This window comes from Oceanispirochaeta sp. M1, assembly GCF_003346715.1.
In the GTDB taxonomy this organism is placed as follows: domain Bacteria; phylum Spirochaetota; class Spirochaetia; order DSM-2461; family DSM-2461; genus Oceanispirochaeta.
Genome location: NZ_QQPQ01000011.1, coordinates 151,948 through 164,325 on the forward strand (window position 1 = coordinate 151,948; position 12,378 = coordinate 164,325).

9 protein-coding genes are annotated in these 12,378 nt (G+C 47.5%); 2 read left to right on the plus strand and 7 right to left on the minus strand.

Features of this window, described 5'->3' with window-relative positions:
• Window positions 1-24 precede the first annotated feature (24 nt).
• The 4 genes from DV872_RS09985 to DV872_RS10000 are packed head-to-tail and all read right to left on the minus strand — an operon-like array spanning window position 25 to window position 6,699.
• Complete coding sequence (locus tag DV872_RS09985; RefSeq protein ID WP_114629784.1) at window positions 25-1,245, minus strand: Wadjet anti-phage system protein JetD domain-containing protein; 1,221 nt, start codon at window positions 1,243-1,245, stop codon at window positions 25-27.
• Window positions 1,233-4,610 carry an ATP-binding protein gene (locus DV872_RS09990; RefSeq protein WP_114629785.1) on the minus strand — a complete coding sequence of 1,126 codons (3,378 nt, stop codon included), beginning with the start codon at window positions 4,608-4,610 and terminating at the stop codon, window positions 1,233-1,235. Before DV872_RS09990 ends, DV872_RS09985 begins: the two co-directional genes overlap by 13 nt.
• Window positions 4,607-5,233 (minus strand): DUF4194 domain-containing protein, encoded by a 627-nt coding sequence (locus DV872_RS09995; protein WP_114629786.1) that lies wholly within the window; start codon window positions 5,231-5,233, stop codon window positions 4,607-4,609. Before DV872_RS09995 ends, DV872_RS09990 begins: the two co-directional genes overlap by 4 nt.
• On the minus strand, window positions 5,230-6,699 hold the full coding sequence (locus tag DV872_RS10000) for a DUF3375 domain-containing protein (protein ID WP_114629787.1): 1,470 nt from the start codon (window positions 6,697-6,699) through the stop codon (window positions 5,230-5,232). Before DV872_RS10000 ends, DV872_RS09995 begins: the two co-directional genes overlap by 4 nt.
• A gap of 664 nt (window positions 6,700-7,363) precedes the next feature.
• Between DV872_RS10000 and DV872_RS10015 the strand changes: the two genes are divergently transcribed.
• Both DV872_RS10015 and DV872_RS10020 read left to right on the plus strand, forming a co-directional pair.
• The gene (locus tag DV872_RS10015) at window positions 7,364-8,221 is read left to right on the plus strand and encodes an Rpn family recombination-promoting nuclease/putative transposase (RefSeq protein ID WP_114629788.1); all 858 of its coding nucleotides are present in this window, start codon (window positions 7,364-7,366) and stop codon (window positions 8,219-8,221) included.
• Window positions 8,222-8,680: 459 nt separating this feature from the next.
• Window positions 8,681-9,889, plus strand: coding sequence for a hypothetical protein (locus DV872_RS10020; RefSeq protein ID WP_114629789.1), 1,209 nt, complete (start codon window positions 8,681-8,683; stop codon window positions 9,887-9,889).
• Window positions 9,890-9,951: 62 nt separating this feature from the next.
• Here DV872_RS10020 and DV872_RS10025 read toward each other — a convergent pair whose 3' ends face one another.
• The 3 genes from DV872_RS10025 to DV872_RS10035 form a co-directional block, all read right to left on the minus strand.
• Window positions 9,952-11,268 (minus strand): type II toxin-antitoxin system HipA family toxin, encoded by a 1,317-nt coding sequence (locus DV872_RS10025; protein WP_114629790.1) that lies wholly within the window; start codon window positions 11,266-11,268, stop codon window positions 9,952-9,954.
• Between the two features lie 2 nt (window positions 11,269-11,270).
• Window positions 11,271-11,525, minus strand: a complete 255-nt coding sequence (locus tag DV872_RS10030; RefSeq protein ID WP_114629791.1) for a helix-turn-helix domain-containing protein — start codon at window positions 11,523-11,525, stop codon at window positions 11,271-11,273.
• Between the two features lie 349 nt (window positions 11,526-11,874).
• A complete protein-coding gene (locus tag DV872_RS10035) occupies window positions 11,875-12,261 on the minus strand; it encodes a HipA domain-containing protein (protein ID WP_114629792.1) in 387 nt (128 codons plus the stop codon).
• Between the last annotated feature and the right edge of the window lie 117 nt (window positions 12,262-12,378).

Sequence of the window (12,378 nt, forward strand, 5' to 3'; positions counted from 1 at the left end):
AGAAACTTGAACTCAGTAATGTATTCAGACAGGGAGACGCGATAACCCTTCCAGCCCCACAGAATGTAAGGCCTTCATAATCTGATTGAAGGGAATAAACTCCTGTTCCAACCTCAGAGATTCTCCCCATTTTGCAGTAATAAGACGGGTATAAAGCTGATTCTCGGCTTCGGTCAGCCCTGTTAACTCTCGTTTCTGAGCTGTGGATTCCAGGGTCCAGCAGTCCCTGCAGCTCAAGAAGGTCTCTTCATCCATCAGGATGGATCGGCTGTGGGGATAATGGCTCCGGAACTGACTGAGAATGGCAAACCCGTGGCTGTCCAGGTCCCCCCAGTACCAAATCTTTCTGTCCCTCATCCAATGAGCCTTTTTCATATTTTCAAAGGAATATCCCCTGCCGAAAACAGCCATGGTTCCCTTTATATCGGGAAGGCTGAGGGCGGTGATGTCATTTTCCAGGATGATGATATTCTCAATCCCCCGGGGATTCAGACTGGAAAAATCAGAAGAGCTGATGCTCAGATCCTGCAATCCTGCCAGAGCGCAGTTCCTGTCAAGAATTCTGAAACGGACAAGTTCCGGTTTTCCCCGGAAGCCGTAGCGTCTCTCAAACTGCCTGATTCCCGTGTATTCCTCATTCACCCGGGAGGATGGTAATATAATATCCAGCCACTGGGATAGAATTCGCTTGTGCCCTTCCAGAAATTTGGTATCCACACCGGGCAGACTGAGCTGGCGCAGATAGATATCGGGGTCGGGATGATCGCAGACCCAGGTCAGGAAGGAAAGCAGCCTGCTCAGACTGTCTTCCAGTTTCAGAATCTCCATGGGATAACGCTGCAGCCAGGAAAGAAGCTCAGGATATGATGACAAAAGCCGTGTGGAATGCCTCCTGTAGAGCTTCAGTTCCTTATCCCTGCCGATAAATACGGCCAGGTCGTCGATCTCCTGGAACCGGAGAGCCCGAGGGAGGCTGTTTCTGCCGAATTGCCGGTGGTTGATTTCTTGCCACTCCAATTGAACTCCGCTGCTCTCGGCCTCCTTTCTGCAGAGCTCCACCCAGCTGGATACCTCTGCAAATTGATTCAGAATCTCTGTGCTGTCAGGGATTTTCAGCCTGATCCGAAGAGGAAAACCACTGTCATCCGAGTCATCCGAAAGGAGCCTGTAATACCGCCCTTTATCCCATTTTATGATCAGTTCGCGCTTCAGATCTCCGATCCCCGGCCATTTCATCTGAGCCATCGTTTTTTTTCTTCACTGTATTCTTCCATGGTCATCCCCCGCAGGCGGGAATACTTTCCCTCTTCATTGTGGACGAATCCTACGGAGGAAACATAGGGTTCAATGATGTGAATTTTCTGCAGCGGCGTGACTATCAGAAGCTGCAGGTTAAGTTTTTTAAACAGTTCCAGACCGTATCGGGCCGATTCGTCAGATCCTCTACCGAAGGCTTCGTCAATCACCACAAAACGGAAGCTCCGGGATCGGATTTCACCCCATTCCAGGCCGAACTGATAGGCCAGGCTGGCCGCCAGGACCGTGTAAGCCAGCTTTTCCTTCTGCCCACCCGATTTACCCCCCGAGTCGGTATAATGTTCATATTCACTGTCATCTTCCTTCCAGCGCTCCGAGGCGGCAAAGACAAACCAGTTCCGCACATCCGTGACCTTGCGGGTCCAGCGTCTGTCCAGATCGCTTAATCCCTCCCGTCCCCGGAATCTGTTGATTATCTCCTTGACCTGTATGAATTTGGATTCCGTGTATTGATCGTTCTCCTGACCGGTGAAACTGTTTTCCATACAGGCCCTGAGATCCTGACGGAATGTCCTGATTTCGTGATCTGAGGCGGGGAGGGCCTCCAGCAGGATATATCGATCCTTGTTGTATTCGATGGCGCTCATGGATTTGTTGATCTGCTCAATCCTTTCCCGGATCTCCTGGCTCTCCTTGCTGAGGATCGACTGAAAAGAGGCAATTTCCCGGATAGTGTTCTTGTTTAGCTCTTCCTTGAATTTCTCTTCAAACCGGGGCAGATCATCCTGAAGAAGCTGATTCAGCAGGGACTGATACTCTCCGGCTCCATCCAGAGCCGCATCCATATCACGGCATTCTACGGGATAATCGGTTCTGAAGCTTTCCATCTCCCGGATTATTTTTTCACTCAGATTCTTAAGCTTTTTATCTTCACTGTCTATTTTCTTCTGAATCCATTCCCGAAGGTCCCGTTCCCGGCTGTCACAATTCTCGATTTTGAGAGGCTGATTTCCCAGGACTTCCAGTCTCAGTTCATCCAATTCTCTCCAGCGTAAATTCCCGTCCCGGAGGTCATTCTCCTCAATCTCATTACGGCAGTCATTTATCAAGTCCAAAGCGGCATCCCTGCTGCTCTGTTTCCGACTGATTCGGTCTTTCAGGGAATCGAGCTCCCTCTCTCCGGATAAAAGGCGTTCCTCCAGCCCGATTAACTGGTCGTTCAGGATTTTGAGAACGTCGGAAGCCTTTTCCAGCAGGGACAGCTCTTCATCCAGCCGGGTCCCCTCTTCCATGTAAAAGGTCCAGTTCAGGTCGTCAAAATGGCCGAATCCCTTCAGCTGATTCAGACCGTCTCTGCGTACATCCAGATCGTGAATTTGATTCTGCAAGCCCGAAATATCAAGTCCCATGGACTGAATCCTGTTTTCCAGACCTTTTAACTGACTCTCCAGAGTCTTAATCTTGTCATCATTCACCCAGCCCAGGATGTAACGGCTTCTGTCATGCAGACTATGGCGATCATCCTTTTCATGACGGGAGCGGGATCCCTTGATCTGCCCAGACAGGCTGAGGGCCTTGGCGGATTTGCGGAATTGATCCATGTCCTCACAGCAGCTGTAATCAAATCGCCTGTGGAGCTGCTCCTCAAGCCAGTCTTTGAAGGGACTGTTTCCCTTCAGTCTGATTTTGTGGATAAGAGAATTTTCCGAACTCTCCTGAAAGGTTGAGATTTTTCCATTTACAACCCGAAAGTACACCAGACGTCCCTTCAGATGAGTCTTGTCCACCCAGGAGGCCGCCCGGGCATACAGCTCATCGGGCACCAGAAGGGAGAGACCAAAACTGCGCAGTAGCCGCTCGGCCGCCCCCTCCCAGGGACTCTCATCAGGATCGATCATCATCAGTTCTCCCGCAAAGGGAAGGGACTTTACGTCCACAGCGAGGGCGGCGCAAAGAGAATCCCGTATCCGGATCTGCCTCAAATCAATATTGCTCTTTCGGGTCTTCAGGGATTCAAGCTCTTCATACAGTTCTCTGTGAGCCTTGCGCAGTACTGTCATTTCCATGGTGCATTCCGCCAGAGCATTCTGCTTATGAGCATGACAACTTTTCAAGTCTTCCAGCTGGCTGTCAATATTCTTCCGGTTCTCCAGAAATATCGCGGTTGAAGATGGGGCCGGCAGATCCAGGGCGGACCCCTGTTGGTTATACTCTTCATACCGGCTCAGGCGACGTTCATAATTCTCAGCTGCTTCGGATTTTTCATTTTTCAGCTGTTCCAGACGATCTCCGCCATTTTCACTGACCGCCAGTTTCAGCCGATCCCTGTCTTTCTGCAGGGATCGGCGGCTCTGATCATGCCCCTGTTTTTTAAGCTCCAGTTTCTCAAGTTCCTGATCCAGCCGAGAGACTCTTTCCACTAGAAGATCCCGTTTTGCGGCGGCAAAATAGCTGCGGAGGTCTTCCCTGTTCTCTCTGAGTGATTCCCTCAGGGAGCTCACATTCTTATGGGTATCTATATTTTCAGAAAGAGGCTGGAGACGATCAATCTGTTCACGGGCTTTTATTACCGACTCGTGAGCCCGGTTCAGATCGTCAAAGTGCTGGATCAAGGCCTCTATCCGTGGCTCCACCGCAAAGGATTCAAGCATATGATCCTGAACAAAAGAGGTCAGATTACCCACGGACTTCATGGATACGGTTTGATGAAACAGATCCAGTGCCTGTTCATTCTTCAAGCCGAAACGCCGCCTGAACGCAGCCGCATAAGGACGGAAATTGTCAAACAGCGGTTCTGTCCGGCTCAGGCCCCGCAGCTGTTTTCGAAGCTCTTTGATACTGCTGCCGAAACCGGAAAAATGCTCTTTAATGGAAAGAGCCTGATCGGATACCAGATAAAAACGGCCGGGCTGTCCGATCCCGTCCTTATGCCAGAATACCTGAGCCAGGGTCACCTTCTGACTGAATCCTGCATTGGAAAACACCGCCAAAAGGACAGTGTAACTCCCGGCGTCCCTCAGTGGGACAGGTTTGGCGGCATAACCGCTGTCGCTTCTCTCGGACTTGTAATATCCCAGCATATAGGAGCGAAGGGAGCGCTCCTTGAACTCGGCCCCCGCCGCCTTGTTGTAGGACACTTTTCCCGGGGGCACCAGCAGGGTTGTCAGAGCATCGACCAATGTCGATTTGCCTGAACCGATATCCCCGGTCAGAAGGGTATTCAGGCTGTCTGTCTTCAGGGTCCAAATCTGCTTATGAAAGGTTCCCCAGTTCATCACCTCCAGCTTTTCCAGTCGGAATCCCGCCAGATTGTTCTCAGTGGCAAAATCCAGGAAATTATCAAAGGAACTCATGACTCATCCTCCCGGGAAACCGCCGGGGCCCTCTCTTTCTCCCCGAACTCTCTGTATTCCTTCAGCCTAATATCAAACTCATTCAGCCACTGGGCATCGATAAAGACGGATAGAATACGTTGTACTTCCACTCTGTCCCTCTGGTCTCCCAGATAACGGATAAAACTCAGCTCACTGATTCTCTGAATCCAGGATTCAGCCTTCTTTTGAAACTGAACCTCATTGCTGCTCCGGGGGAAATAGACCGCCAGCATATGGATGATCTCCTTCTTCTCCAGAATGAGTCGTTCATCGCCGCTATGGGCATCATGCTCGGCCAGCCTTTTCCTGAGAAGAGCCAGCAGAAGGCTCACCGGATAGGAGAGCTGCCTCCGTGAAATCAAGCGGGGAAGGGGATTCTTTTCATCCTCTCCCACTGACTCTGTGTTCACAAGATAGGCAAACCCTTCGTCTTCGAATAGATGCAGATTCAGCCCCAGAAGCTTCATGTAATCTCTGACGGCGGCCTGCAGTTTCAGCAGATCCTGCCATAACAGCGGATTATCGTCTCTGTGTATGACACCCTTCAGAAGATGAATCAGAAGAAGGGAGAGAGACTCCCCGGTAGATTGAGTATCCCTCATCTCTTTTTTTCCTTATTCGTTTTACTGCTGAAATACACCCGGGGCATCTGAGCCTTTCTTCTTCTGCCCTCCCGGTCGGTCCATTCCAGAGAGTCCCGGTCCTCATCGCTCACATAAGCGTGACTGTCATCCTCGGCCAGAGACACATAGGCCATCAGTTCGGCCAGCCCCTCATCCAGAGGGTGATCCTTTATCAAAGACTTCAGAGTCAGATGATCTTTCTCATTCAGAGATCGGAGAATCCTCTCTTTTAACAGCCCCTTGTCCACCACAACCTGAGAAAACAGTACAGACGTATCCATCTCGTCTTTTTCGGCCTCCTCCACGCGGCTGTTCAGCTCCTGTTTTATGGGAATCCTGAACAGAGGCAGTTCCATGGGCATGCGGAGGGCCGCCTTGAAATGATCGACAGACATAAAGGAGGAGGAAGAGGGAGCATCCTCCCTCAGTTCCAGAGCCCCCTGTTCTATGGAGTTCAACAGCGCCGTGATGCGCCTGTTTTCATGGAGGTTCTGATTCTCAAGATAGCGCCGCAGCTGCCGGGATAAAAGGGCCACAGTCCTCTGAGTCTGTTCTCCCGCGGCCATCCAGTCAAAATGGATACGTCTCAGGCGGCGGTCCTCCTGAAACTCACCAAGGGCTTTTATGGAAAAAACCCTTTCCAGGAGAGCCGTCAGCTCCTCCTGGCTCTCGGGAGACATCAGAAAGTCCCAGAAACCCTGAAAACTCCGCCCTTCATCCGAGTTGTTGATGGCATCCTCCTCGCCGAAAATGGCATCCAGAAGACCCCCCTTATCACCCGACCAGGCGGTAATCCGCTCTCGTACCGAACGGTCCAGCTCCCTGAAATTATGTTCAACCGCTCTGAAATCATGGAGAAGCTCCCTGGCGGTCAGACTGAACTGATGGTACCTTTCTCTCAGCTCCCTGTCATCCAGAAGGGGCATATTCCCTTCCTTCACTGCCTCAATTTCCCTGTCCAGACTGGCTCTCTCTTCGCGCAGCTCCGCCAGGCGCAGATCCCGGTCCATCTCCACACCCGTCACCATCTGCTTTAAAAGATCAACGCAGGTCATAAGACGGCTTTCTGTCCCTACAAAGGTGGTCGCGGTCAGACTCTCCAGCCATTGAAGAGCCTTCTCGATGGCGGGAGTCAGGTCGAAATGGGGCTCGTCCGAGCCCTGTGGATAGAATTTGCGCAGCCAGGCCCTGTCATTGCGGCACCACTCGTCCAGATATCCCCCGGCCTCCCGAGGAAAGGCATCTTCTCCGGAAGCATCTCTGAGCTGAAACAGATAATCGTCCAAAAGGAGAGTCAGTTCCGTTTCGCTCTGCTCCCTCCGGTTGGACTGTATAAAGGCCAGGTCCAGAAATCCGGCAATCAGGGGGGCATTGTCGGCGGTCATCAGTCGCCAGGCCGGGTGGTTTTTGCGCATGTTAAGCAATGCATAGTATTCAAGACTCATCAGGTATTAAAATATACCACAGCCATTTCTGTTTGACCAAGATATTCGGGGTGTATTCCTTACTAGGCCGCCCGACATGGACTTATCAGTCTGGAAGAGGAGGAAGGATGGTTTGTTTACAGGGATAATAGGAATAGCACGGCCCAGGATTATGGATCTCATTTTGCAGAAGATACATTAATTCTTCTTCCTGCATTTATCCTGGATGCCCGTCACTTAATCAAGGTTATCCAAAATGCCTGACCTTGACCGTCCGGATCTCCCAGATTAATATTTAAATGAAGTCAGAAAAATACTCCAGATCTCTATCCCCAACAGGACCGTCTGGATTTATGGCAGCAGTGATATAGACCTGATCTTTTTTCCTGAGAATCTTGAAACATTGATGGATCATCACATAATGACTGAAGAACTTAATCTGCAAGTCTGTCTAAAAAAAATCTTTCAGGAAAGCTCGTTGCCCCTCTTTGGTGATATCCTGTCATGGTGTGTCATTCCCGGGACATCGATTTCTGCTCTTAACCGGTACGGTCAATCCCTTTTCTGTTCTGAGGTTAGGAAGTAGAACACCCAGTTGATCGGGAGTCGGTACAAAATAATGTATTGCTCATTTGAAGCAGTAACCCCTTTTCACCCGTTGAGTTCTTAGCTAAGGGGGATTATAATGAAAAATATGGTGAACTGGATAAAAGCTACATCTGATATTATGGTACGCGTCCTTTTGGGTCAGGAAGAAAACCTGCCCCTGCTGAAAGATTTTATCAACGCCGTTCTTTTGGATAGAGGTTTTTCAGCCCTGGACAGTCTGACCATTGAAAATCCCATCAACATGAGGTCTGTCTTTTATGATAAAGAGACCTTTCTTGATGTGAAAGCCAAGGACAGCGCAGGGCGGATTTATGATGTAGAAATACAAAGCATCGGCAGCAGAGAGTTTATACAAAGGAGTCTCTACTACTGGGCCAAACTCTATTCAGCTCAATTGAAAACAGGACATGAATATAAAAAACTTAATCCGGTCATCTGTATAAACCTCCTGGACTTCACCCTGTTTCCTGATAAAAAAGAGGGGCAGTTTCACAGCTGTCATATGATTACCGACCTGGATGACCCGGAAACAGTATTAACGGATCATCTGAGAATCCATTATCTTGAATTGCCCCGTATAAAAGTCGATCCATCAAGGATTCCAGCAGACAGATTGAACAAGTGGGCCTATTTCTTTAAAGAAGAAGGTATTTTAGAGGAGGATGAAATGAAAATTCTGATAAAAGACGATCCCATTTTCGAACAGGCTCATGAAACCTTTAACAAATTCACCGCAGATGACGAGTTAAGGGAAATCTATGAAGGTCGTATGAAATTTAAAAGGGACCAGGCCCAATTCATGAGTGATGCTAGAGAAGAGGGCAGGGAAGAGTCTATTCATGGTATAGCCACAGCTCTCAAGAAAGATGGAATCTCAATCGATACCATCCAGAAGGCCACTGGACTTAGCCGGGAAGAAATAGAAAAACTATGACTCCCATAAAATAGAGGGAGTTGTTGAGTAGGAAAAAATGAAAATAATAATACGAGACGATCTTCAATTTTTTAAAAGATCTTGAAAGGTTAAACAGATTTACCAATGATGATGAGTTACGGGAAATCTATGAAGGCCGTATGAAATATAGAATGGACCAGGCTCAACTCATAAGTGATGCCAGAGACGAAGGATTTGATGAAGGGTTGAAAACACAGTAAGTGATCCTATTCAAAAGACAGTTTCCATATGCAGGAAAAAAGGGATTTCAACACAAATCATTCAGAAAATAACCGGTTTAAGCCGGGAAGAAATTGAAAAGCTGTAAGTCTCATCACAGATCAGGAATATAGATATGGGGGAAGTCTCTCCCTCGCTCCTTGAGATATTTTTGGGATTAGAGTTTTATTCAGTTTGATTATTTTTTCTTAAAGCAGTTAATGAACAGGAAGGGCATGAATGAAGTCATACCAGAATATTAAAGATGAATCAGAAGAGTTCAGCGACAGGCTGGAACTGCTGGAAGACCGGGCTATCAGCTGGGGTTTTCGCAAATATAAACTGGATAAGGTCTTCATCCGGGAACAGGGTCCTTTCATGGATCGCTTCCAGAATTTCCCCGAGGGATATCAGGAGTTTATGGCCACAAGCTGGCTGTTTACCCGGATCATAACAGACCCAGCCTTACTGCAGAAATTTGCCCGCAGCGCTCGGGAAGAACTGTTTCCCCCGCAGAACGCTCTTTTGAAAACATGGAAAAAATCCATCCCTTTCTGGAGCATCTTTATCATAGAAAACCGCCTGGAGAAAGATGTCTTTCGTATAAGGGATGTCATCAAGGAAAAAAGCTATCTGTGCTGTTCAGGATCTCTGGAGCAGAATCATTTGGAAATCCTGAAACATAGCCAGCCTGTCATCACGACCTTGATCCCCCTGAATTCTGAAGAGGAAGGGCATGTTGCCAGCTACGGAATGCTACGCTTCTACAAAGGCTTTAAGGCGAAAGACCTGGTCCGGCTCTACCGCTTTATGGAGGGCCAGCTGGGGACAGGCAGCAGTTTCAGCAGCTTTGTCCTAAGGCACTATGCCCGGTTTTTTCAGATTGATAATTACATGGAGACCCCTGTTGTGATGCATAGAGAGCACAGGATGGAACGGATCTTCTCAGAGATCCATCTACCCGGATTTGATCCGTCTCTTTTGACAGTTCCTATGGATACTAAAGAGGATCAGCCCTTCATCCGCCTGCGCCTGAAGGATAGGTCACTGCCTCTATCAGGAGAAATCCTCTATAACAGGGAATCAGAAGATATTTTTCTCAGCAGCTTCTCCAGGACAGGATACGAAGAGCTGAGGGTTGCCCTTTCCTCATATCCCATCCCGGAAGAACCCGATTTTCACCTTCCTATCTCTTTATATCTGGCTCTTGAAAAAGATATGGAACTGGATCTACCTGATGATCCCTGGAAAGATGTTTTTGGTGAAGAGGAAGCAGACAAAGAAACATCACCGGAGTTGGAGTCCATAAATATCCTGATGGGAGAGGCCGTCACGGCACAGAACCGGGGGGAATCCTTCGACCTCTATACCAGGGGTAAGGAGCTGGGGCTCCTCAGTGAAAACATAGACGCCTTGAAAAAAGTCTTCGATAATCTCCCGAAACCCTGAGGAATAAAACTCTTTCCGGTGCATAAAAAAATTAAGGATTGAGAATCGATTCTACGGCTTTTTTACTTAATAAGCCGTCTGGCCGCATCCTCCATGCCATTTAATATCCTGGTACTCACTAAGTTCGGAAAATTATCCGGCAGCTCCCGGTGAACAGTACTTATTACTCCAGGCAGTGCCTGAAGAACTTCTTCCAGTAGCTCTGTGCAGCTCTCTACGGGAAATCCTGCAGCCTTGGCAGTGTAATACCAGTGACTTCGGCAGATCTGATCCCAACGATAGGTTTTCCCGCTTTGTTCATAAACAGCCATGGCCATTTTTGCTCGTTTGGGATGAACTTCATCGGCATTGCTGCCCAGTACCGGATAAAGGGAAAGAACATCATAAAGAGGAGTCAGGCGATATCGGCTTCCCGGCAGTAGTGATATGCTGAAGTTTTTGGCATGTCCATCCGTTGCAGCCAGAAGGAAAAATAGAATTTGTGACTTAAAAAAAGTCCTTCTGTCTTTTTCTGCTAAAACAGAACCTCGTAATTTATTCATTATTTCCACAATCCCCGGTCCGCCATCACATTCATATTTTAAGGCGGAGGGAATACCGGCTGCCTGGCAGAAATCCTCCTGAGGTAATCGGATTATCCAGCTTCTATCTTCAGAAAATCTGCGGTCAAAGCGTTCCACAATTAAGACTTTTACATCATTAAAGCTGTCAATGCTGCATTGGGCTGTGTCCATTCCAAAGAGACTAAGTATCCGGCTGCATAACCACTCATTTTCCACGGAACTGCTTAAATCAATATTTCCATCTCCAATTCTGCCTAATGGCAGTTTGAAAATATGAGTAGTCGGTGTTGTGCCGATGGGAACCATCCATTGCTTTCTCTGTAGTAAAAATGCTGTTTTTTCCTGGGATCCAGCCAAAGAGATCCGGAAGTCACGGTCCCCTGAATTCCTCAGCAGACCGCCACATCTTGATAAAAGCAGATTACCAAGAGTTACCTCATCAGCTGCAGTTCCATGTATGCTTTTCAGATTCTCCGGCTTAACATCCGGGGGTAGGAGTTGTATGGCACCAACACAGTCTCTACCTATTTCATAAAGAAGATCAAAGGCAGATTTGGAGGATAGGGAATACCGGCTTCTAAGGCGTTGACGAATCTCTTCTGCATCAGGCAGCAGATTATCAAAAAAGGATTCGACTACCAATCCTTTAAACCGAGCGCTTGTAAGGGGAAGAGAGATCGACAGGGGACGGCTCTCTTTACGGCTAAGCCATCCTGAATCATAGTGAAATTCATGATCTGCTGCTAATCCCCACTCGCCGACATAGATGCCATTCATCCAAACAGCTAGACTTCGTTTTTCAGCTCTTCTTCCCATATTCACCACTCCTCGTCATGAGGCTCATAAACTGTATAGTCTTTTTTATCCAGAATATGGAATTCTCTGTTAAGAAAGGAAAGCAGTTTGAAAAAATTTCCCACACTGCTGCGCTCTGGAGAGTTTTCTAAAAGAGACACTGTCTTGGGTAAAAGACCGGCACCCCGGGCTGCTTCTGCCTGGGTCAGACCTCTTTCCTTTCTGATATTCCGCAATAAAATTCCCAATTGATCGCTTGTTGGTACAAAATGATCCATTAAATATCCCCTTTAAGGTATATAAAATAATTATACCCTATAGGGGTGATTCTGTAAATATCCCCTCTGGGGTTTAATCTTTAGACACCATGTGCACAGCCGCGTCCCCATGTCTTAGACCTGAGGGTTTAAAGCCTTTATTTTCCTGAAAGAGGAAGCCATACGGCAGAAAAAGGTCCTCAAGGGGACAAGTGAATCGGTGGCGGGTCAGATAATTGACCTGTCCCGGGATAAAACAGGCCGGAATGACCCCTGTTCCTATGGGAGTGGGAAGAAATATAAGAACTGCTGCGGCTGATTACTCTTATCATTCAGAATCTTCAGGGATAGAAAAATGATTAATACCCTGTCATTCTCCTGTTAACAGGCTTATCCTGGTATTAAAAAGGTTCAGATATTCCTGTTTGAAAGAATCCTCCAGAACAGAATCTTCAATTAGTTTTCGGGCTTGTTCTCTTTTAGCATTGAATCGTTTATGAACATTTATCAGCTGTTTTTCTCGCAGTTTCAATGATTCCGCAAATTTCACAAAATCCTGGATTTTAAGTTTTCGTCTTTTTCCGTTTATTGACAGAGCAGACTCTTCGGGATCTTCTTTTTCTGATAGAACAAGACAGGTATTCAGAAGATCATAGGCAGGTGCCAGACTGATTCCCGTGCTTAAGTATATAAGGGAGTAATTTTTCAGATGCATATCTGAATTTCCGCTTAAATAGGAAAAAAGTACTAGTGTCATGACCGACTAATTCTAAATTTATTCAAGATCTTTTATAAACTTCATGAATTGGGTATCATCAGATTTATGAGTGATAAGCGTAGAGTAAAAGTAAAGTTATCTTTATCCGGTCCGGAT